Raw genomic sequence first — 20,958 nt, 5'->3', positions numbered from 1 at the left:
TAGCGACCTGCAATACCGATTGAATAAAACATAGGAAAAAAATGAAAGCGATCGTAATTAACGCATACGGCAATGAGGACGTTTTGGATTACGTCGATGTCAAGCGTCCAGAACCAAAAGCGGACGAAGTTCTGGTGAAAGTTTACGTCGCGGCTTGGCGATCCAAAGGCGCGGACGTTGCTTTGGCCGATGTCACCGATGCTGGTGCCATAACCCAAGCGTTGGACAGCGCGATCGCCGTTTATGCGATGAATCCGCCTGCTTATCATGTCGCTGATATGTTCGCCGTAGCCAAAAACATCGGCGCGGCATATATCGAAGCGATCGCGCCGAAGAAGCAGAGGGGAAGGGAGCTTTCTAGCGGGGGGAGCAAGCCCAACACTTTTGCAGCACAGGGTAGTCTACCCCAACTGAAGATCCACGCGGGCTATGCGCTTAGGCTTGGCATGACACAGAACGAACTCAATTTATAGGCAAATCCCGCACCATAGCCTTCGTGTCCTGATCACACTTCCGGTACTACTGAAATAGAAAGACTGATACCGCACGAACCACACAAAAATAGGTGAAAAGCCGCTTTGCATCTACGCTTCCTCTCAAAAAATAACGACAGAAGTCAGGTTGCTATACCCTTACTAGAGTCAAAATAGCCTGTATTAATACTTCTAGCTCAATTGGTTTAGAAATATGCTGTTGAAATCCGGCAGCTAGTGCTTGTTGTCGATCGGTTTCTCCCGCATAAGCAGTCAGGGCGATCGCTGGAATTTCTCCGCCCCGATCAGGTGACTGCTTTCTAATTTGACGAATTAGTGTGTAGCCATCCATATCGGGCATACCAATATCACTAATTAACAAATCAAATTTTGCTTGCATCAAATTGCTCAGAGCATCATCTGCTGAGTCTGCTTCAGTTACTTGTGCCCCATACTGTTCTAGCACGAAGGCAATGAACTCCCGTGAATCTTTGTCATCGTCTACAAGCAGGGTTTTCAATCCATTGAGATTCAAATCTGAGCGATCGCGATCGGCAGTATTATCTTGATTCAATTTTGAAGCAGCGATCAGTGGAAGTTTGACTGTAAACACTGCTCCTTGCCCTTCTCCAGGACTGGCTGCCTGAACAGTTCCGCCGTGCAATTCAACCAAATGATGCACGATTGCTAACCCTAACCCCAACCCGCCAAATTTTCGCGTCGTTGTCCCATCGGCTTGGCGAAAGTAGTCAAACACGTAGGGTAAAAAGTCACCAGAGATCCCCCTACCAGTATCGCTGATAGTGATTTGAGTGTATTGGGCAGGATGAGTATCTACTTCATCCTTTATAGTTTCTAACCGCACCTCTACTCGACCACCTTGTGAGGTAAATTTAATCGCGTTAGAAAGTAGATTCCAAATAACTTGTTGCAGGCGACCAGAATCACCCAACACTTGCCCAACGTTCGGTTCAAATATTGTTTGAATCTGAATGGATTTAGCTTCAGCAGCAAGCCGCACGGTTTCAAGGGCAGCTTTGATGGTAAAAGTAAGACCGACTGGAACTGTATTTAAACTCAACTTACCTTGGAGAATGCGCGACACATCGAGCAAATCTTCGATTAGTTGTGCTTGCAGTTTCGCGTTGCGCTCGATCGTTTCGAGGGCGTATTGAGTTTTGGCTGCATCCTGATGACTCTTTTGCAGAATTCTTGCCCAACCCAGAATCGGATTCAAGGGCGATCGCAATTCATGAGATAGGACTGCTAGAAACTCATCTTTGATGCGGTTGGCTTGCTGCGCTTGTTCAGTCTGTTGCTGCAAAGAAATCATCAATTGATTGAGGCGATCGTTTTGATCTTGCAGCAAGGCTGATGCTCGTTTACGTTCGGTGATATCGGACAGGATGAAAACGGCACCTGTGAGAGTCCCATGCTCATCAAGTACCGGGTCGATGGTTTTGGCAAACCACCGTTCTTGAGACTGAAATTCCAGAATTTGCCGTTGGTGAGTTTCTTTCGCACGGCGAAAACAAGTGCCATCGCCGATTCCCAATTCTGCGCCCATCAACTCATGGTGAGCACAACCTAAGATTTCCTGGTAGGGCTTGCCAAAAAGCTGCATCATCGCTCGATTACAGCGCAGAATCATACCTTCTGGGTCTACCAGAGATACGCCGTCGTTCATAGAATCAAAGGTGGTTTGCCACTCCCGTGCTGAGGACAAAGCAGCTTCCTCCGCCCGGCGAATTCGTAGGAGCGATCGCAAAGTGGCAAGCAGTTCAATCGGTTCAACGGGTTGCACCAGATAAGCATCAGCACCGCTATCCAAGCCTTCTGCTTTATCCTGGCTTTGGACAAAACTTGCAGAAAGGTGTAGCACAGGGATAAAAGCCGTTTCCGGGTTTGCCTTAATTTGGCGACAGACTTCAAAGCCGCTGATATCTGGTAGTTGGACATCTAAAATTACTAAGTCAGGCTGAAAGTTAGCAACAACTTCTAATCCTGCTGCTCCAGTTGCCGCTTCCACGACACTAAAGCCTGCATTTTGCAAAATACGGGTAACAACGTAACGATTGGCTTCGTTATCGTCAACATGCAGGATCGTAACCTGTGGCTCAGACATGACTTTCCCCTGAAACCTCTAGAACAAGTCCGGCTTTGACAAGCGCATCTTCAAGTTGGGCGATCGCTGTAGTTTGAGAGCCTATTTCTTTGGAAACAATCGCAATGCTTTGTTTTGCTAACCGGCTCTGTGCTTCTGTATCCAGTTGAGCAGATGAGTGGATGATCACAGGAATCGACTGAGTGACGGAATTATTTTTAAGCTGCTTGAGCACATCAAACCCGCCGAGCTCTGGCATCTCCAAGTCCAGCACGATCGCGCTTGGCTGTTCGCGTTGTGCCAAATTTAATCCTTCCTGTCCGTTCGTGGCTTCTAAAATGCTCAAAGGTGTATTTATTAACAACTGTTTCACCAGATACCGATAGGCAGGGTCATCGTCAATTAACAAGATTTTTTGCGGCTTGTTCTCAGTAATTAGCGTATTAAGTTTGTTCAACAGCGGCAATCTGTCTACCGGCTTAATTAGAAAACCGTCTGCTCCTAGCGCCAGTGCTTGCTTCTCGTTATCAATGATGGTAATAACGAGTACAGGGATAGCACGAGTAGTTTCATCCCCTTTGATTTCTCGCAAGAACGTCCAGCCGTTTTGCCCTTCCAGCAGAATATCTAGCATAATCGCTGCCGGTCGAAATTGTTCTAAGACAAGCCTTGCCTGAGCTAAGGTGCGGGTAGCAATCAATTGATAGATTGATTCCTGAAGATGCTTTTCGTAAATAAATAGAGTTTCTGGATGATCCTCAACCACCAGAATGGGCAGGCGAGTTGGCTCAACTGATACGATTGGTTGCAGTACAGTGGTCAATTCGCTGGCATCTGGGTAGACGATCGGAATCAAGGCTGTAAAGGTAGAGCCTTTACCCGGCTGACTTCTCACCGAAATGCTGCCGCCAATTAGCTCCGCTAGCTTGCGCGATAACGGCAATCCTAACCCGGTTCCCTTCACCTGCTTTTGCAGAGGGGACTCAATTTGCATAAAATCTTCAAAAATCCGCTCTTGATCGGCGGGAGCAATGCCGATACCCGTATCAGATACAGAGAAGATGACGGTATGACCCGTTTGCACCGCGCTGACGCGCACCTCTCCCTGCTCGGTAAATTTGAGCGCATTCGAGACAAAGTTTCTCAGAATTTGAGCGATTTTTCCCTCATCGTTATAGAGCGGCGGAATGCCTTCAGGTTCCTCGACAATCAGCGCTACAGAGGAGCCTTGAACCAATAATGGGCGCAGCATCCCCCGCAGTGTGCCAAATAAGTCACTAACTTCAAAAGAACTAGGACGCACTTCAATTTTTCCAGCTTCCACTTTTGCCAAATCCAGCAAGTCGTTGACCAGTTCTGATAATCCGCTCGCCGCCTTTTGGATGAATGTCACTTGCTTCTCTTGCTCGAGAGTCAAATTACCATCCATCCGTGCCAGCAACATCCGAGAGAGGGAGAGAATCGAGTTGAGCGGCGTGCGAAACTCGTGGCTCATGTTCGAGAGAAAGCGGGTTTTTAGCTCGTTTACCTGTTGTAGGGAGCTTGCCTTCTCATCCAGTTCTGCATAGAGGGCAACCACGCCGCGATTGGTATCTTCCAATTCCTGATTGAGCTGGCTCAGTTCTTCCTCGCGCTTGCGTAGCTCTGCCATTGCCCGGAGTAATTCCTGGTTTTGCTGCTGGATTTCTTGATAGGGATTTTCGGGCGATCGCCCAATCACGGTTTCTCGAATCTGCTGCAATTGCGAATCGGTGAAAGTAGGCGTGCGCTTCGACAACCTTTTGCCGATTGTTACCGTTGTTCCCTGCTCTGGCAGCGATTCAATCTCAAAGAAATCCATCAACCTGCGGGTACCCACAATGCCTAGCCCCATTCCTGTATTAGAGGTATAGCGTCCGGCCAAAACCTCTGCTAAATGAGGAATGCCCCCACCCCGATCTTGAATCCGAATCAGAAACGCTTGCGGCTCTCCTGCCACGCAAAATTCAACCGTTCCGCCTTTGGCATACTGAAAGGCGTTGCGGGCAATTTCGGAAACTGCCGTTGCCAATCGTGCCCGATCTTGAGCATCAAAGCCCAACTGCTCGGCGATCTCACGAGTTCGTTGCCGAGCTTGCACAACATCCTGTTCGTACTGGATGGCGATCGTGAAAACGCTTGTCATCTAAACCATTCCTTTGGCGACTAATACCGTCACATCGTCCCGCTCTCGGTTAAAGTCTCGGTATAGCACACCTGCAATCAAACTGGGATGTTTTTGACTCAAGCCTGGATAGCGATCAATCTGCCACTTAGCGCCTAATCCGTCAGAATGCATAATTAAAAGTCCGTTGGCATACCAAGAATAGCTAAACTCTTGAATTTTGCGAATTTCATGTCCGACCGTGCCATTGTGAGACACCAGATTGTGGTGCTCAGTAAAGGAGAAAATACTGGCAGCAATATTGCCAATTCCAGCAAAGCGGACAGACTGTTGTTCAAAGTCAATTTCGGCAATGGCCAGTGCTGCTCCGCGTGTACTTCGCAAGGCTGCGTGGGCAGCTTCGACGATCGCCCCAGGAGAACGCTGAGAATGTTCTTGAAACATTCTCACGGCTGCTTCAGAAGCACTGGCAGCCGCAGGCCCATGCCCTAAGCCATCGGCTACTAGCAACAGACTGCGACAATCATCGATTTCACAAGCCCAGGCATCTCCAGAAACCTCTTCTCCTCGTTTGGGCAAACAGATCGCTCCGATTTCTAAAATCTTCTCAGGCAGATGGGGGGCTGGGTCTAGCCAGAGGTGAGCCAGGAGCGCTGTTCCTTGGTTGGGAATGGAGTAAATTTCAAATAAACCAGAAAGGCGACGAATTGCACCCATTCCATTGCCTAAAGTTCCGGCTGTGGAAAAGCCATCTTGCAAACACTCATCCACATCGACCATTCCCCGTCCTTTATCTAGCGATAAGATTTCAATGCCAATTCTGGAATGTTGCTTGAGCGATCGCAGCAGGACTACTCCGCCGTGGGCGTGCTGCACCAGATTGTTAGCAACCTCTGTCACCACAATGCCAACCTTGGCTCGTTCCGTTTCCTGAAAGCCAAGCTGAGTTGCCAAAGCGATCGCTGCTCGCCGAGCTTCTCCGGTCTGGCTGGATTCAATAATTGTGATGGCGACAGATTCTCTCATTTTATTTCCATCGTACAATTGTTACCTGTGTCCCTTCTCCCACCGCAGACTGAATTTGAAACTCGTTGGCAAGTCGTTTGGCACCACTCAGCCCCATACCCAACCCGCCCCCGGTCGTAAACCCATCCTTAAGCGCCAACTCAATATCGGGAATTCCCGGCCCTCGATCTTCAAAGGTCAACCTGAGTCCTCGTCGTCTTCCTTCCTCAAGAGTTTCTAGCTTTACTGTGCCGCCTCCACCATAGTCTAGGGTATTGCGAGCTAACTCACTAGCGGCAGTCACAATTTTAGTTTGGTCTACTAAGCCAAAGCCAATCTCTACGGCAAGCTGGCGCACGGACTGCCGAACTAAAACTACATCTGTAGAAGATTGAATGTCGATCGTTTCAGTCTTCTGCATCGTCATCTGCACGCCGTTTCGTGGCAGTGATTTGATTTGTGGTTTGATTGAGTGACGAGCGCAACAGTGCCATACCCTTTTCGACGTTTAGGGCAGTGCGAATGCCCGTCAGCGACAGCCCCAATTCCACTAGGGTGATTGCCACGGCAGGCTGCATCCCGACGACAACCGTCTCAGCATCCAGCACCCGTGACATTTTGGCAATATTACCTAAAATCCTACCAATGAAGGAATCAACAATCTCTAATGCAGAAATATCAATCAATACACCGTGAGCGTGAGTTTCAGTGATGCGGTTGGTCAGGTCGTCCTGTAGTGTCATGGCGAGGCGATCGTGCATATCTACCTGGATCGTCACAAGCAGGAAATTGCCCATTTTGAGTATAGGAATGCGTTCCATTGCTTCCTTCCACCTATTTGGATTGAGGGCGGGTAATGGTCATTCCTAACCGTTTTAGCGCCGTGATAAAGGCATCGGCTAACGTTGCTTTCGTGACTACATTTGCCAAATCAATGCCAAGATAAACAATCGTTTGGGCAATTTGAGGACGAATGCCACTGATCATACAATCGGCTCCCATGAGACGGGCGGCGGTAACGGTCTTGAGCAGATGTTGAGCAGTTAGGGTATCAACAGTGGGAACGCCGGTAATGTCAATGATGGCAACTTCGGAACCTGTTTCGACAATCTTCTGCAATAACGACTCCATCATCATTTGAGTGCGGGCACTATCCAGAGTGCCGATTATCGGCAATGCCAAAATTCCCTCCCAGAGTTTAACCACTGGGGTAGACAGCTCCATCAACTCTTCCTGCTGCCGCAAAATCACTTCTTCCCGCGTTTTTTGATACATTTCAATTGTCAGCAATCCTAGCCGATCCAGTAAGTCTGTGGCTAGCCAGATATTTTCACCCAACTCAGTGGGGTCTTTCAATTGCTGACGCATTCGGTTGAAGAGGGGTTGCTTGAACGAAAAGACGAATGTAGCCGTTTCTGAGGGTGTGAAGCCATTTTGCGATCGCGATCGAGAAATGCTGTTGAGCATCTCTCGCATCTCCTGCCACTCCCCTGCCTGAATATTGGTAAAATTGCCCCGCCCAACGGCAATCCGAAACAAACTTAAAAATTCCCGGCACTCCTCCTTGAGCTGGCCTTCTTTAATCAAGCCTCTGCGAATATTGACACTGGCTAGTTCTTGAGTCCACTCCGACAGCAAGTCTGCCTCGAAGGTTTCTAATATCTCTGATATTTTACTTTCGCTCATCGTTTCTGTGAGGGCAACCGCTTTCATTAGTTCAAAATCAGTGTATGACGATTCAGCCCAAGCTGAAAGCGATGATTACAAAAAGCCTAAAAGCTTGCTAGATATGAAGTGCGATCAATTGGGCAGACATAGAGCGATGCCTACGCTAAGATTGATTGAAAATCGGCAAAGAAGTCATAAAAAAATGCGATCGTCTAAAAAGCGTGTTTAACTTTTTGATGAATCTGATGGCTGGTTTGCCTGCTAATAACTATTTACCCAAAAAACCCTTAGCACAGCGGGGCGTAGCCCATTCTAACTCTTGAGTTCTGAATTTTGCTGTATTTAACAGGACTTACGCAACTGACACAGTGCTCACACTTGCTGCTGGTGCGCCTGCCATGCTTCTTGACTACTCTTGTGAAAATATTTTTGACTTGATTAAAAGCTCTATTCAAAAGGTAGAGACATCAGATCAAGCGTGAAAAATTTTACTTTGCTGAATTAAAGGAATGCGAATAATAAACTCAGTACCAACTCCTGGTTGAGAAATGCATTCTAGAGAACCATTATGTCTTTGTGTGATAATTTGGTAACTAATAGCCAGTCCCATCCCCGTACCTTGTCCAACGGGCTTAGTTGTAAAAAAGGGATTAAATATTTCCTTTTGAATATCTTCCGGTATTCCCAGTCCATTATCGGCAATGCGAATTGTGACTTGATTTGGCGTTAGTAATTGGGTACGAATATAAATTCGGGGATTATCCAAAATATTGTGTTTTGTTGCCCAGCGACCTCTAATTACTGAATCTTCTAAAGCATCGATCGCATTCACTAAAATATTCAGAAATACTTGGTTTAACTGCCCAGCATAACATTCAACCAAAGGGAGGTTGTCGTATTCTTTGATCACATCAATTTGCAGGCGTTGATCAGTAGGTTTAAGGCGGCTTTGGATAATCATCATTGTACTATCAATTCCCTCATGGATATCAACCGCTTTCATCTCAGCTTCGTCTAAGCGTGAGAAAGTCCGCAATGATAGCACAATCTCTCGAATCCGCTCTGCTCCCATCATCATCGACTTGAATAATTTAGGGAAGTCTGACCTTAAAAAATCTAGTTCAATTTTATTTGCAAACTCCTCAATTGCCTTGACTGATTGAGGATAATGTTTTTGGTAGAGGTCTAAGAGTGAAAATAAATTTTGGGTATATTCATCAGCCGGTTTGAGGTTACCGTAAATAAAGCTAACTGGGTTGTTAATTTCATGAGCAATTCCAGCTACGAGTTGCCCTAAACTAACCATTTTCTCATTTTGAATTAACTGAGCTTGAGCCTGCTGTAAGTCTTTGAGAGTTGTAGCGAGTTCTTGCTTTTGAGTAAAAGTTTGTTTGAGTAATTCTGCCTGCTGCAATGCTATACCTAACTGAGAAGCAATTTGGGTCAGTATATATACTTCATCTGTTTGCCATTTTCGAGGCAAATCGTTCTGGTAAACTGCTAGCAGTCCCCAAAGTTGTTGACCTTGATAAATAGCGGTAATCACATAAGCTCTTGCCTGACATTGCTCTAGAATGGAGAGGTAGCACTTACTAAAGCCAGCACTGTAAATATCCTCACAAACGCGATAGGTTTCATTTTGAGAAAAGCGTCCTCCCTGTGTAGATTGTAAGTAAGTATCTACAATTGGAGGAATAGATAAATTTTTCAAGCTACATTCACTGACATTTTCTACTAATTCTGGTTGATGCACCTGCTGCTGAATCAGAGGTAACCACCCTTGTGCTAAGGATTCAGACACAATTGTTCCACTCCAATCTGGATTGAAACGATATAAAATCACGCGGTCAGAGTTAAACAATTGTCTGATTTCTTGAGTGGTTGTCTGGAAAATATATTCTAAATCAAGAGACTGACGAATTTTCTCAACGGTAATAGCGATAATTTTTTGGGATGACGCTGTTTTGAGGAGTGCTTTTCTTCGTAAGAGTTTTACAGATGGGGAACTAGCTTTATCTGAGGATTTTCGAGGTTGTAACAACATTTTTTATAAAAAGTGAAAATAATTAACAACTAATTTAATCTAAAATTTAAAAATAACTCTTAAATGCTGCTTAAATTTTTGATGAAGAATTGAAAATTTTAGCTTATATGATTAAGTCTCTTAGGAACGACTATCTTTAAATTTTTGAGCAATCAATTTGAATGCCAAGTTGTAGCCAGGATTTAATTTTTGTGAAAACAGCTTGATTGCACTAATCTCAAGTTCCTGCGTGTAAATTTTCAAGAGAACAGTGTCGTGAGGAACAAAATTATTTGAATCAGGACTTACGCAACTGGCACAATGTGATGGCTATTTATAGTACATAAGTATCATTACACATCCATTCCGAAAGCTTTGTATTCGCAATAAAAATTGCTTTCTTTGACACCCTCAGGACTTAGGCAACTGGCCCAATCGGCCTCGGTGCGCCTTCGCCGCATCTTCGATATCAAATTATGGTCTTTCATATAGCTACAAGCAATACTTATGATTACCATTAAAAAACATCGCCGCGCAGATTGCCGTTGTAATAATTTCTGCGTCGTTCATGTCTCGACGACAATCTTCTTTATGCCCAATCGCCTTCAACAGGTCGTCTGTGATAGCATATATGGCAATTATTTCGTTTAGCATATAGCCCTCCTAATTTTCTTCTTGGAGGGCATTTTATTACTTAACTGTCCCAAAGCGATCGCCCATCAGAGTAACTAGCAACTTGGGTTATTAATACTTACAGCCCAAGCGATCGCGAGATTCTTTACAATAGTAAATAAGGTAAAGATATATATCAGAGTCAAAATCAATGGCACTATTCGGATTTGGCAAAAAGGCAGTTATGCCCACACCTGAAGAAGCTTTGTCAGGAAGGGCACAATCTATGTCAGTACCCGCAGCTCATTATGTCAACAAGAATCCTTTAAAACCTCCTTATCCCGATGGATTAGAGAAGGCAATCTTTGGCTTAGGCTGTTTTTGGGGTGCAGAACGCAAATTCTGGCAACTTAAAGGAGTTTACACCACCGCAGTCGGTTACGCTGCTGGTTTAACACCCAACCCCACTTATGAAGAGGTATGTAGTGGGCGAACCGGTCACAATGAAGTGGTGTTGGTTGTGTTTGATCCCAAAGTGATTAGTTATGCCGAACTACTCAAAGTCTTTTGGGAAAGCCACAATCCCACCCAAGGAATGCGCCAAGGTAATGATACTGGCACTCAATACCGTTCGGGAATTTATGTATATTCTGAAAACCAAAAGCAGCTAGCAGAAGCATCACGGGAAGCTTATCAGCAAGCCCTCAACGGTGCAGGTTATGGCAAGATTACCACTGAAATCTTAGATGCACCTGAATTCTACTACGCTGAAGCTTACCATCAGCAATACCTGGCGAAAAATCCCAATGGGTATTGTGGTTTGGGAGGGACAAACGTATCTTGTCCGGTGGGTGTAGTTGAATCGCAAGTGAGTAGTTAGAAGAAGGTAAAGCGTAGTAGGGAATAGGGAGTAGGGAGTGGGAGCATTGAGGCTTTGGGCATAAGTCAATAATCAATAGTTCTTGTTCCCTTACTCCTTTACTCCCCACTCCCTACTAAAATGCCGATTTGAGCAAAGCGATCGCTCGAACCCAGAGCATAATACTAATAGGCGCTCCAAGTAGAATACCAGCGATCGCCCAGCCTCTCTGATGCGCTTTGAATTGTTCAATACTGCGCCACCGTCTACTTTTCCAAGCCCATTCATTGCCTTTTGCACCAAATGCGATCGCCATTAACCACCAGGCATTAGGTACAAAACAGAATAAACCATACCACACTTGATTCGGCCACATCCATAACCAAGGCATCAGAAAAGCGCCCCAATTCCAACCGAGAATTTCCTCAGGGACTGTTTCATTCTGATTATTGATCCCGCATCCAGAATTGTTGATGATTTCTTTTAGCGGCAAAAGCTGATTTTTGTTTACAGATTTGACAGTTAGTCCCGATTTTAGGGCATTCAGCGCAACGCTTGCATTAGTAAATCTTTGTTCGGGAGCGGGTTCTATCAACTTTTGTAACCAACTGACAAAACTGGAACTCAAGTTAACTCGGTCTGTAAATTGTAGTCGCAAATCCTGCTGGGGTAAATCAGAGGGGGAAGTTCCAGTCAGCAAATGAATCAAAGTCGCTCCCAGTGCATATAAGTCTGAAGCCGCAACCGCTCGACCACCAAATTGTTCCATTGGGGCATAACCATAAGTACCGACAACGGTAAAAGTAACGCCTTCTCTTGCCGCTTTATCTTGAACTGCGCCAAAATCAACTAAATAAATCCGATTATCGTCGCCCCAGATTAAATTACTTGGTTTAATATCTCTATGCAACACCCCAGGATTCAATTCATGTAGATAGGTGAGAATATTTAAAACCTCAACAGCAATTTTTCTCGCTCGTTTTTCACTAAACCTTTTGCCAACAGCAAGTTTTTCCTTGAGCGACTCACCAGGAATATATTCTTGTATTAAACCAAACCAAAGTGTGCGATCGTCGATACAAAAATAATCTATATATCGAGGGATGCGGGGATGGTTTAGCTGTTTAAGAATTTGTGCTTCCCTCTCAAAAAGTTTCAGGTCATCCCACTGTACAGTACCGCCAAAGGCCAAAAGTTTGACCACAACGATAGAATTTTCGCCATTACAGGCTTGTAAATCCTTCGCTAGCCAAGTTTGACGAATTCCATTGTTGCCGAGTTGGCGCTGAATTTGATAACGATCTTGTAATATTTGTTCTGGTTGCAGCATCTTACACCTGCTGGCAATTTACGTTGATCTGATTCCCTTATATTCAAGGATAGTCATTATCTACAGAAACTGTCGGAGCCAGATAATTTATTGAAAGCAGTTGAAGATTCCAACTTTGAGGTTCTCTAGAGAGTTAGTACGAATTATTGTTCAGACCGAAAACTTTGGCGTTAGCGTTCGCCTTGGCGTTCGCGGAGCGTGTCGCAGACAAGCCTCTCTACAAAAAGAAGCTCACTGAAGTATCGCTCTGCGATCAATACCTGTCAACCTGATTGCCGCCTAAAAACCTGTATATTTTGATATTTATATGAAAAATTGTTGAGAACGATAGGCAAAGTGCGATCGCAACTAATCATCCGCAAAGCCAATAGCAAAGGTAAACTAGCAACCCGCACCATACCAGTAATAGAAGACGTAAAATCGTAGAAGTTGAACATAAAGAAAATGACTGACACACCCGAATACTTTCCTAATAGGCTAGATCGCGCTGAACAAATAATTTTAGGATTGGCTGAAAGACAAGCTAATGCTCAAGTAGAATTGGATGAACTAAGGCAGGAAATGAGAGAGCTAACCACTAATGTTGACCGTGTTTTAGCTCGTAGTGCAATTTTAGATGATGTACTTCTAGAGTTACGTGATAGTCATGAGCAACACCAACGTAATTTTGAACAACACCAGCATAATTTTGAAGAACATCAGCGTAATTTTGAAGAACATCAGCGCACCACAAACGCTGCATTGCAAAGTCTTGAGTCAATATTATTGCAGTTAATTAGAAATAATTCTTGATGAGACAAGCTAAAGAAGCTAGTAAACGCTACCAATTGTTGATATAAGAGTTAAAAAGACAAAGTACTTAGCAGACCTAGCATTAAATAAGTCTTTATTCAGAAATTTACAGAAATTACTTATGTCAGCACTTGTTTTTAATTTGTCACTAACGGAGTTAGTCCAATTTTAGGTCATTATTTTACAGATAATTTTTGCGATAGTAAGCTTGATATTCCGCAGACAGCAGAGGTTCCCACCAATTACGATGATTAAGATACCATTCAACTGTTAAACGTAAACCCTCAGCAATTGTTACTGAAGGCGTCCAACCAAGCTGAGTTTTAATTTTGTTTGCATTAATTGCATATCTTTGATCGTGTCCCTGTCTATCTTTGACAAAAGTAATCAACTGCTTTGCTGGATGTACTGGTAAATCAGGTGCAAATTCATCCATCATTTGACATAAAAGTTGGACAAGGTTAATATTTTCCACCTCATTATTACCACCAATATTGTACGTTTCTCCTGGTTTACCGTGATTGATTACTACATCTAAAGCACGGCAATGATCGCCCACATAAAGCCAATCCCGTACATTTTTCCCATCACCATAAACAGGTAATGGTTTCCCTATCAAAGTGTTGATACACATCAGGGGAATTAGCTTTTCGGGAAACTGATAAGGTCCGTAATTATTAGAGCAATTTGTGATAATAGTTGGAAGTTGATAAGTATGATAATAAGCCCGAACTAAATGATCGCTACCCGCTTTTGAAGCTGAATAGGGACTATTGGGAGCGTAGGGTGTGGTTTCACAAAAAGCTGCGTCATCTGCGCCCAGGCTACCGTAGACTTCATCAGTAGAAACGTGCAGGAAACGATAATCAGATGGCTGTGCTTTCGCCTCCCAGTGTTGTCGAAAAGCTTCTATTACGGTGAAAGTTCCGACCACATTAGTTTGCACAAAAGCAGCTGGCCCAAGAATCGAACGATCGACATGAGATTCAGCGGCAAAATGGGCGATGGTATTAATATTTTCTGTTGATAATAGGTTGTCTATGATGGTGCGATCGCAAATATCCCCCTGCACAAACCGAAAATTCTCTCCACCCTCAACCAGCGCCAAATTCAGACGATTTCCCGCGTAGGTAAGAGCATCCAACACCACCACGCGATCGTCTGGATAAACCTGACACCAGTGATGCACAAAATTCGCCCCAATAAACCCCGCACCCCCAGTAACTAATAACCGCCGATTCATTCAATTTCCTCTCTTCTCTATGTGTCGCGCCACTTCCTACCCTTTTCCTGACAGAGACGCTGCGCGAACGGGAACGCTAAGAGCCAAGTCGGGAACCCACCCAACCCATTGGCTTCTGGGCGCCTCTGCGGTTCGTTTGTATTAAGCTGATGCGCGTCTAGATTGTACATTGCAATTGTTAAGACTGTCATGCAGTCAATGGTCATCTGTCCTTTTAAATACAAATGACTAATCACTTTTGGCTAATGACAACCCTCTCCTGAAGGAGACGCTGCGCGAACACGAGTAAATATACAATTTTATTTGCGTAACAGCTTATTTGTATTACTTAAAATACTTTTTCTTCAGCTTCCCATATATCCTCTGAGCGAGTAATTTTGCCATCCGTATTTTCGTCAAATCCTTAATATTAGATGGCTGATGAATTTTGTGGTCAAAAAAATCATTTAACTCATCCAAAATAACTTGGAAACGCTTAATAATATTTTCAGTCCGATGCTCAATAAAAAATTCTTCAGATAAGCTAAAATTTACTGAAGATTCAATCACTTTCAAAATACGTTGGACATCATATTCTTGAGAATATCCAGCAATTTTATAGCAATTAAATCCAGGGTCTAAGTAATCAGCTAGTCCACCATTGACACTAGAAAATACTTGACAACCACAAGCAAGAGCTTCCATTGGTTGTAGACCAAATCCTTCACTAACACGCTGTTGTGCCCAGTACTCAGCCGAATCATAGAGGTAAATCTTAGCTCGGTTGAATAGTCCAGGTAAATTCTCTATGTATGAATCAACAACCAATACTTTACAACGTTTTTGCAACGCTGGAATCAATTCTTTAATTAAATACTCAGAAGACTTCCGAGCTTGAACTAAAACATCAATATCCCGTTCCAAACCTAAATTTTGAAACTCATCAGAAATTTGATTGGGCAAATAATAAATCAGAGAATTGGATGATTTTTCTCCCCAATATCCCATTGTATAGCGGCTAACAGTTATGATTGGAATACTTGCAGGTAGTCTAAATGGATAACCTGCGCTATGTGCATGGTAAACGACATTGTATTGTTTAAGTTTAGCCACGAGTTGAGCTATATCAAATCCCCAACTGACCACAAAAATTATATCATTTAAATTTTTCTCTTTTAGCAAATCATCAATAAAAAGCTTATCTTTTTCCCGTTGACGGTAAGTTACAACATCAGCACTACAGAAATTCTGAGCTAGATTAAGCGCTTTTAACTCAGCCCAAAGACCACCACAGGCAAATTTGCTATCTGTACCAGGAAGTAAGAAGTAAAGTTTTCTCATACTTTTTTTATGGGAGTGGGGGAGTGGGGGGATGGGGGAGCAGGGGGAGATGAGGGAGCAATATCTTCTTCATCCTCCTCATCTCTCTCATCACCCTCATCCCTACTCTTGCCAGCCTACTTTAACAAAATGTGCCTCACGCCCCCAAACGTCGCGTGTACGGGTAATATTTTCAATTGCTAGATTAAAAGGAATGGCAGTTGTTAGGTAACGCTGTGCTATGGAACCTAAATCAGGTGCGAGTTCAGCAGCTGTCGTTGCTGCTAACCCCAAACCTATAAGTTGCTCGATTAGTCGAAATGGTAGCAATAGATGCACGCCGACAGCTAGTCCAGCCGTTAAGAGCATTGCTACTGATAAATTTGTGCCACAACGGGGATGTACAGCCAAATCCCATTCTCCACTGGTGATGCGATGTCGAGCAAGTGTGACTGCACGCCGTAAATCACTAATATTTACCTCACCATAGAGGTAGAATCCTTGCTCAGTAGATAAACCGCCTAATAGTTCATTATCTAGTTGAACGTTAGTGGATTCTGCTGGAGCAGAATAGGCGCTTTTCGATTCGCTAAGAACCCAAACAGTAGCATGTTCTAAAGCGTGAACCTGCCGCAGCATCAAAATTTCTTTCAACCCTGGAATAAACGATAGCTGTCTGAGTAAGTCGGCATCTTGTGTGGGTTGCGGAAAGTCTGAAGATTGGTCTTCCAGACTCGGAACCTTCTCAGATACAGGTATCGTAAAATCAAAGTTAAAAAATTCAAAGGGAGACGAGCTACCCTGAAAAGAAGCGGAAGTATTCATTGAAACACTACTCCCAAAGCCGATGGGGCAACATAGATTTCTTTCAAATGTAACGCTTGCACCACTGAATTGTTGCTAATTTTTGTAGTTGACATCCTCACCACCCTATAAGTGCGGTGATTCCTAAGCCTCACGATTTAGGTTTCTGTTTCCTTCCCTTACGGGTATTTTGCAACTGCCCTTTAGACTTATGCCTATCAGGTCTTATGTTCGCTCCACAGACTGTAACGGTGCGTCCCACCGCCAAAATATTGCGACTAGCGTTGATATCCCGGTCGTGTCGCGTCCCACAGACAGGACAATCCCACTCCCTGATATTCAACGGCAATTTTTCAACAACGTGACCGCAATGTCCACAGCGTTTAGAACTGGGGAACCATCGATCAATCCTCACCAAGGTTCGACCATACCACTTGGATTTGTATTCCAGAAGTCTTATCAACTCACTCCATGCAGCATCACTAATAGCACGAGCAAGTTTAGGATTTTTGACCATATTTTTAACTGCCAAATCCTCAACTACTATCGTTTGGTTTTCACGAATCAGCCGAGTTGTCAGTTTGTGAGTATGGTCTTTTCGAGAGTCAGAAATCCTGGCTTGAATACGAGCAACTTTGAGTCTTGCTTTATCCCGATTACGAGAGGTTTTTTGCTTGCGACTCAAGGACTTTTGCGCTTTCCTCAGTTTTTGGTAGTGCTTGTCAAAAGCCTTGGGGTTAGCAATCTTTTCACCTGTACTCAAAGTGACAAGGCTGCTAATCCCAACATCCAACCCCACAGCACAGAAAATCTTGTGCATGGTTTCATCAGTTGGATCATCGATTCGCAAACTGACAAACCAGCGACCAGAAGGATCGAGTTTAACAGTGATGGTTGTTGGTTCACACCCCTTGGGAAGCTGCCTAGACCATTTAATCGGCAGTGGTTCAGAACACTTTGCAATAGTTACTTGTCCATCCTTCCATTTAAAAGCAGACTTGGTAAACTCCGCACTACCACCGCTACGCTTCTTTTTGAAGTTGGGGTATCTTGCCCTACCAGCAAAGAAATTGGTAAATGCGGTTTGCAGATGTCTCAATCCTTGTTGCAATGGTACGCAGCTGACTTCGTTCAAAAACGTATGATCATCTTGTTTTTTCCACTGCGTCAACATAGTAGAAGTTTGAACGTAATCTACTCGCTCTTGCCTAGAGTACCAAGCCTCAGTTCTCACCGCCAAGGCTTGATTAAACACCAACCGCACACAACCAATTGTCCGACGCAAGAGAGATTCTTGTTCGACAGTTGGGTAAAAACGGTAGCGGTAGGCTTTTTCCATGTCTTACATTTTACCACATTGCTTGTAAAACCGTGCTAGAAGCACGGAGTTTCTACCCATTTTTCTGATGATTGTTTTGTTGGGGCATGGGGCAGAGGGGAAAGACTTACTGCGACTTCTCCCCTGCTCCCCTGCTCCCCAATCAATTTGGAAAGGAATTCCGATCTTTTTAGTTTCCGAGTCCGAGGGTCAACTGGCTCCACTAACATAAACTCCAGCTGAGTGAAGGACTCGGAACTTTTGGTAGAGTGTTCACACTGAAAACTTAGGCGTAAGGAGGGGAACAATCAGTAAAACTCAAAATTGGCTTGTAATTTACTAGACCAAAGCAATTACGCTTCTACTAGTAAATTGTTTATTCAATCTGGTTAGGTAAAGTACAGCAATTGACATCATTCAAGCAGACTTTGCCCCACTGTAAAGCCCAGCGGACAAGAGCTACTCGATTATCTGTCTCAGTCTTAGTGAGAATATTACTGATATGGTTATCAACTGTACGTTTGCTAATCTCCAGTTTTGCTGCAATCTCTTGGTTAGTTAAGCCAGCGGCTACTAAGTCGATAATTTGCAGTTCTCTGTCTGACAGACTAACGGGGGTCTCAGACTTGCCACCAGCCATGACTATTTCTATCCTCCCTTGGTATATGTACTTAATCGCTCTTTCTAATTCTAGAAGATTCTTTTCTTGGTAGGGGTTTCAAGTGTTAGCAGTAATATGATTGTCAATATTTTCTTTGGATTTCAAGTTGGCAAAAATATAAACTACGCAAAAATTTATGTAATAAATATAGCTTATTTTAAAATTTATTGTCTAAGCACTTAGTTGAAATAAGCGAGGATTAGAAGCATATACAGGCTATAGAAGTAGTAAAAATTGCTATTGAATTCTATGAAGGACTGGCGACAGATTAGCAAAAACTATTGTAGATTTTATACTGTAAATTTCTAATCCAAAATCGAAATCTAAAATTGAAAATGAGATGAGCAATCCCCGTGTTTTGTGCCTTGGTGAAATTTTGTTTGATTGTTTAGCCGATCAATTGGGGCTAAAGCTGGAAGAAGTGAAATCTTGGACTCCTTACCCAGGAGGGGCACCAGCTAATGTAGCCTGCGCTTTAGTCAAGCTGGGAATGTCAGCAGGATTTATCGGAGCTGTTGGCGAAGATCAACCAGGAAATGTACTGGTCGAAGTATTACAAGATGTAGGTGTAGAGACTACGGGAGTACAACGCCATCCCACAGCACCAACGCGGCAAGTTTATGTTACACGGGATCTGGCTGGCGATCGCACCTTTGCCGGATTTGGTCAGTACGATACCGCAGAATTTGCTGATACTCGCCTGCAAGCTAAAAAATTGTCAGATTCGCTGTTTCAACAGGCAGATTTTCTAGTTTTGGGTACTTTGGAATTAGCCTATCCTGAAAGTGAAGCGGCAATTCACCGCGCTTTAGAGTTAGCAGAACATTACGACTTAAAAATTGTGCTGGATGTCAACTGGCGTCCTGTATTTTGGAAAGAGCCAAACATCGCCCATCAAAAAATTCCAGAATTATTTAAGCGAGTTGATTTCCTCAAACTCTCCAAAGAAGAGGCTGAATGGCTATTTGAAACCGCAGATCCCGGAGCCATCACTTATCGTCTAGCTTCAATTGAGGGAGTACTGGTGACAGATGGGGAAAACGGCTGCACTTATTGTCTGGGTGAGAACGAAGGCAAATTACCCTCATTTTCTATCCCTGTAGTTGATACAACTGGTGCAGGAGATAGCTTTTTGGCAGGTTTCATCCACCAACTGGGTCATTATGGTATCCACAGCTTGCGAGATGCAGAAACCGCAAAACGCATTGTTACTTATGCCAGTGCTGTTGGGGCACTGACTACTATTAAACCAGGTGCGATCGCTTCTCAACCTACTGCTGCTGAAGTCGAAACTTTTCTCGCCGCAAATCAACTCTAGGAACTAGCATAAATCACTGGGATATCAGCCACTAAAGGCTGATATTCTTGACTAGAAAATGGACGAAAACCTTCATGCCATTCTGCGGTCATATTGCACAATAAACGCAGCCGGAGAGGTGTCAGCACTGGGTTAACGCGCTCAACATGTACTTTTAGAAGTTCTGAATTTTTGTTCTTGAGTTTAAAAACATCATCCACAATATACCGAGGGCAATAACCTACGATGTAATGATCTTCAGTGCATAATGGGACTTTGTAAAAAAGTAGTGCCAAATCAGGCTAAAATGCTGTTTTAGAGTCAAATTTACGTCAGTCTCGACAGGAGCAGCGTAAAATGAAACATCAAGTTGCAGCAACAATGCCGAAGTGTTTTGAGAATTGGTGTCGTCGCTTTGATGACTTGTTCTCGCGGCAAGTACAACGCCAAAGTTTCAGGATGTATTTAGGAGGATTACTGGGAGAAAGCGATCGCAAAAACTTGGCTCAGATTGCTGGTAATACCGTAGAAGGCTCGTACAATAAATAGCTTGCGCCACTTCTTAAACGACGCACCGTGGGACGTATCAGCCCTAAATAACCGACGTTTAGAGGTAATGCAGCAGTGTCGTCAAACCAAACTACAGCAAGGTTTTACCCTGATTATTGATGACTCTGGTCATCGTAAAAGGGTGTTTACAGCTTATACATTTATTCTTTGGCATCAATTAACTGGAGGATTTCGCCGCCAGTGGGCAACTAAACCTTTACATACTTTTGTTGAAGCTTTGGAGGCTTTCCGTACCGCAGTAGAATTTCGCTTTGTCGGTTGGCTCAATACGCATATTGATGTATTTGCCGCTCACAAAGCTAAGTCTGGTTATGTTTGGGCTTAGAAAGTTGCAAAGTCCCACTATTAGGATCTTGCCAAGCTAAAAAAAGTGTTTTCATAGTAGGGTGTCCAGCAGCTTACTTTGATTTAATTCCAATATCTTCTGTGCAAATTCAATTGCTGTTTGCGATATGCGATTAGATGGAATACGCTCAAAAAGCTTTAACCTATCATTGCTTGACACCCTTGCTAAATTATTCAACCATACCCTCGCTGCATCTGGATACCGTTTTTGCGCTTCACAAAATGCATTAAAGCACAACTCGGCTGCTATCTTTTCTGCCCAATCTTCTCCTGTGTTTGGTCTAGCTTTCTTGAATAGACAACGACCTAAATACTGATGGCGAAACCAGAACTTTTCTTTGGTTCCCAAATCTTCATCAGCCTCTGGGGCATCTAGGGGAACGTCAATGATTGGAAACTGCTCTGGCATAAT

At 43.8% G+C, this 20,958-nt stretch carries 21 protein-coding genes and 1 pseudogene; 5 read left to right on the top strand and 17 right to left on the bottom strand.

Annotated elements, in window-relative coordinates; genetic code table 11:
* Positions 1-41 precede the first annotated feature (41 nt).
* Positions 42-473 carry a hypothetical protein gene (locus tag HWQ58_RS27820; RefSeq protein WP_292870163.1) on the top strand — a complete coding sequence of 144 codons (432 nt, stop codon included), beginning with the start codon at positions 42-44 and terminating at the stop codon, positions 471-473.
* Between the two features lie 151 nt (positions 474-624).
* Here HWQ58_RS27820 and HWQ58_RS27815 read toward each other — a convergent pair whose 3' ends face one another.
* From HWQ58_RS27815 to HWQ58_RS27780, 8 genes are all read right to left on the bottom strand, one after another.
* A complete protein-coding gene (locus tag HWQ58_RS27815; protein WP_292870160.1) occupies positions 625-2,598 on the bottom strand; it encodes a response regulator in 1,974 nt (657 codons plus the stop codon).
* The gene (locus HWQ58_RS27810) at positions 2,591-4,741 is read right to left on the bottom strand and encodes an ATP-binding protein (RefSeq protein ID WP_292870157.1); all 2,151 of its coding nucleotides are present in this window, start codon (positions 4,739-4,741) and stop codon (positions 2,591-2,593) included. Before HWQ58_RS27810 ends, HWQ58_RS27815 begins: the two co-directional genes overlap by 8 nt.
* A complete protein-coding gene (locus HWQ58_RS27805) occupies positions 4,742-5,746 on the bottom strand; it encodes an ATP-binding SpoIIE family protein phosphatase (RefSeq protein ID WP_292870154.1) in 1,005 nt (334 codons plus the stop codon).
* A gap of 1 nt (position 5,747) precedes the next feature.
* Positions 5,748-6,146 (bottom strand): anti-sigma regulatory factor, encoded by a 399-nt coding sequence (locus tag HWQ58_RS27800; protein ID WP_292870151.1) that lies wholly within the window; start codon positions 6,144-6,146, stop codon positions 5,748-5,750.
* A complete protein-coding gene (locus HWQ58_RS27795) occupies positions 6,133-6,546 on the bottom strand; it encodes an STAS domain-containing protein (RefSeq protein ID WP_292870148.1) in 414 nt (137 codons plus the stop codon). Before HWQ58_RS27795 ends, HWQ58_RS27800 begins: the two co-directional genes overlap by 14 nt.
* 13 nt (positions 6,547-6,559) lie before the next feature.
* A complete protein-coding gene (locus HWQ58_RS27790) occupies positions 6,560-7,438 on the bottom strand; it encodes an STAS domain-containing protein (RefSeq protein WP_292870145.1) in 879 nt (292 codons plus the stop codon).
* 427 nt (positions 7,439-7,865) lie between these two features.
* Positions 7,866-9,437, bottom strand: a complete 1,572-nt coding sequence (locus tag HWQ58_RS27785; RefSeq protein ID WP_292870142.1) for an ATP-binding protein — start codon at positions 9,435-9,437, stop codon at positions 7,866-7,868.
* Between the two features lie 471 nt (positions 9,438-9,908).
* Entirely contained in the window at positions 9,909-10,070 is a 162-nt protein-coding gene (locus HWQ58_RS27780) for a hypothetical protein (protein ID WP_292870139.1), read from the bottom strand.
* Between the two features lie 169 nt (positions 10,071-10,239).
* On the opposite strand from HWQ58_RS27780, the gene msrA reads away from it, so the two are divergent.
* Positions 10,240-10,908 (top strand): peptide-methionine (S)-S-oxide reductase MsrA, encoded by a 669-nt coding sequence (gene msrA, locus HWQ58_RS27775; RefSeq protein WP_292870136.1) that lies wholly within the window; start codon positions 10,240-10,242, stop codon positions 10,906-10,908.
* A 115-nt stretch (positions 10,909-11,023) separates the two neighbouring features.
* Here msrA and HWQ58_RS27770 read toward each other — a convergent pair whose 3' ends face one another.
* Together HWQ58_RS27770 and HWQ58_RS27765 are read right to left on the bottom strand one after the other, a co-directional pair.
* Positions 11,024-12,217: a serine/threonine-protein kinase gene (locus HWQ58_RS27770; protein ID WP_292870133.1), complete on the bottom strand. Its 1,194-nt coding sequence runs from the start codon at positions 12,215-12,217 to the stop codon at positions 11,024-11,026.
* A 263-nt stretch (positions 12,218-12,480) separates the two neighbouring features.
* Positions 12,481-12,654: a hypothetical protein gene (locus tag HWQ58_RS27765; protein ID WP_292870131.1), complete on the bottom strand. Its 174-nt coding sequence runs from the start codon at positions 12,652-12,654 to the stop codon at positions 12,481-12,483.
* A gap of 7 nt (positions 12,655-12,661) precedes the next feature.
* Here HWQ58_RS27765 and HWQ58_RS27760 point away from each other — a divergent pair, with 7 nt between their 5' ends.
* Positions 12,662-13,009 carry a hypothetical protein gene (locus HWQ58_RS27760; protein ID WP_292870128.1) on the top strand — a complete coding sequence of 116 codons (348 nt, stop codon included), beginning with the start codon at positions 12,662-12,664 and terminating at the stop codon, positions 13,007-13,009.
* Between the two features lie 181 nt (positions 13,010-13,190).
* On the opposite strand, the gene rfbB is transcribed toward HWQ58_RS27760, so the two are convergent.
* The 5 genes from rfbB to HWQ58_RS27735 all read right to left on the bottom strand — a co-directional run bounded on the left by rfbB (position 13,191) and on the right by HWQ58_RS27735 (position 18,313).
* The gene (gene rfbB, locus HWQ58_RS27755; protein ID WP_292870125.1) at positions 13,191-14,252 is read right to left on the bottom strand and encodes a dTDP-glucose 4,6-dehydratase; all 1,062 of its coding nucleotides are present in this window, start codon (positions 14,250-14,252) and stop codon (positions 13,191-13,193) included.
* A gap of 324 nt (positions 14,253-14,576) precedes the next feature.
* The gene (locus tag HWQ58_RS27750) at positions 14,577-15,572 is read right to left on the bottom strand and encodes a glycosyltransferase (protein WP_292870122.1); all 996 of its coding nucleotides are present in this window, start codon (positions 15,570-15,572) and stop codon (positions 14,577-14,579) included.
* A 102-nt stretch (positions 15,573-15,674) separates the two neighbouring features.
* The gene (locus tag HWQ58_RS27745; protein ID WP_292870119.1) at positions 15,675-16,376 is read right to left on the bottom strand and encodes a DUF6391 domain-containing protein; all 702 of its coding nucleotides are present in this window, start codon (positions 16,374-16,376) and stop codon (positions 15,675-15,677) included.
* Between the two features lie 130 nt (positions 16,377-16,506).
* Positions 16,507-17,694, bottom strand: coding sequence for an RNA-guided endonuclease TnpB family protein (locus HWQ58_RS27740; protein WP_292870116.1), 1,188 nt, complete (start codon positions 17,692-17,694; stop codon positions 16,507-16,509).
* Between the two features lie 355 nt (positions 17,695-18,049).
* Positions 18,050-18,313, bottom strand: a complete 264-nt coding sequence (locus tag HWQ58_RS27735; protein ID WP_292870113.1) for a LuxR C-terminal-related transcriptional regulator — start codon at positions 18,311-18,313, stop codon at positions 18,050-18,052.
* Between the two features lie 361 nt (positions 18,314-18,674).
* Here HWQ58_RS27735 and HWQ58_RS27730 point away from each other — a divergent pair, with 361 nt between their 5' ends.
* On the top strand, positions 18,675-19,652 hold the full coding sequence (locus HWQ58_RS27730; protein WP_292870110.1) for a carbohydrate kinase: 978 nt from the start codon (positions 18,675-18,677) through the stop codon (positions 19,650-19,652).
* Here HWQ58_RS27730 and HWQ58_RS27725 read toward each other — a convergent pair.
* Positions 19,649-19,852, bottom strand: coding sequence for a hypothetical protein (locus HWQ58_RS27725; RefSeq protein ID WP_292870108.1), 204 nt, complete (start codon positions 19,850-19,852; stop codon positions 19,649-19,651). The two genes, HWQ58_RS27730 and HWQ58_RS27725, sit on opposite strands and share 4 nt — an antisense overlap.
* Before the next feature lie 136 nt (positions 19,853-19,988).
* Here HWQ58_RS27725 and HWQ58_RS27720 point away from each other — a divergent pair.
* A pseudogene (locus HWQ58_RS27720) lies at positions 19,989-20,526 on the top strand (transposase).
* A gap of 51 nt (positions 20,527-20,577) precedes the next feature.
* Here HWQ58_RS27720 and HWQ58_RS27715 read toward each other — a convergent pair.
* Positions 20,578-20,955: a hypothetical protein gene (locus tag HWQ58_RS27715; RefSeq protein ID WP_292870105.1), complete on the bottom strand. Its 378-nt coding sequence runs from the start codon at positions 20,953-20,955 to the stop codon at positions 20,578-20,580.
* Positions 20,956-20,958 lie beyond the last annotated feature (3 nt).

The sequence above is a fragment of the Nostoc sp. LPT genome, from assembly GCF_017115165.1.
In the GTDB taxonomy this organism is placed as follows: domain Bacteria; phylum Cyanobacteriota; class Cyanobacteriia; order Cyanobacteriales; family Nostocaceae; genus Nostoc.
This window is presented reverse-complemented; position numbering and strand designations above follow the sequence as displayed.

Coding starts and splice junctions, on each gene's coding strand:
- HWQ58_RS27820 (WP_292870163.1), top strand. CDS start 42: ATGAAAGCGATCGTAATTAACGCATACGGCAATGAGGACGTTTTGGAT.
- HWQ58_RS27815 (WP_292870160.1), bottom strand. CDS start 2,598: ATGTCTGAGCCACAGGTTACGATCCTGCATGTTGACGATAACGAAGCC.
- HWQ58_RS27810 (WP_292870157.1), bottom strand. CDS start 4,741: ATGACAAGCGTTTTCACGATCGCCATCCAGTACGAACAGGATGTTGTG.
- HWQ58_RS27805 (WP_292870154.1), bottom strand. CDS start 5,746: ATGAGAGAATCTGTCGCCATCACAATTATTGAATCCAGCCAGACCGGA.
- HWQ58_RS27800 (WP_292870151.1), bottom strand. CDS start 6,146: ATGCAGAAGACTGAAACGATCGACATTCAATCTTCTACAGATGTAGTT.
- HWQ58_RS27795 (WP_292870148.1), bottom strand. CDS start 6,546: ATGGAACGCATTCCTATACTCAAAATGGGCAATTTCCTGCTTGTGACG.
- HWQ58_RS27790 (WP_292870145.1), bottom strand. CDS start 7,438: ATGAAAGCGGTTGCCCTCACAGAAACGATGAGCGAAAGTAAAATATCA.
- HWQ58_RS27785 (WP_292870142.1), bottom strand. CDS start 9,437: ATGTTGTTACAACCTCGAAAATCCTCAGATAAAGCTAGTTCCCCATCT.
- HWQ58_RS27780 (WP_292870139.1), bottom strand. CDS start 10,070: ATGCTAAACGAAATAATTGCCATATATGCTATCACAGACGACCTGTTG.
- msrA (WP_292870136.1), top strand. CDS start 10,240: ATGGCACTATTCGGATTTGGCAAAAAGGCAGTTATGCCCACACCTGAA.
- HWQ58_RS27770 (WP_292870133.1), bottom strand. CDS start 12,217: ATGCTGCAACCAGAACAAATATTACAAGATCGTTATCAAATTCAGCGC.
- HWQ58_RS27765 (WP_292870131.1), bottom strand. CDS start 12,654: ATGTTCAACTTCTACGATTTTACGTCTTCTATTACTGGTATGGTGCGG.
- HWQ58_RS27760 (WP_292870128.1), top strand. CDS start 12,662: ATGACTGACACACCCGAATACTTTCCTAATAGGCTAGATCGCGCTGAA.
- rfbB (WP_292870125.1), bottom strand. CDS start 14,252: ATGAATCGGCGGTTATTAGTTACTGGGGGTGCGGGGTTTATTGGGGCG.
- HWQ58_RS27750 (WP_292870122.1), bottom strand. CDS start 15,572: ATGAGAAAACTTTACTTCTTACTTCCTGGTACAGATAGCAAATTTGCC.
- HWQ58_RS27745 (WP_292870119.1), bottom strand. CDS start 16,376: ATGAATACTTCCGCTTCTTTTCAGGGTAGCTCGTCTCCCTTTGAATTT.
- HWQ58_RS27740 (WP_292870116.1), bottom strand. CDS start 17,694: ATGGAAAAAGCCTACCGCTACCGTTTTTACCCAACTGTCGAACAAGAA.
- HWQ58_RS27735 (WP_292870113.1), bottom strand. CDS start 18,313: ATGGCTGGTGGCAAGTCTGAGACCCCCGTTAGTCTGTCAGACAGAGAA.
- HWQ58_RS27730 (WP_292870110.1), top strand. CDS start 18,675: ATGAGCAATCCCCGTGTTTTGTGCCTTGGTGAAATTTTGTTTGATTGT.
- HWQ58_RS27715 (WP_292870105.1), bottom strand. CDS start 20,955: ATGCCAGAGCAGTTTCCAATCATTGACGTTCCCCTAGATGCCCCAGAG.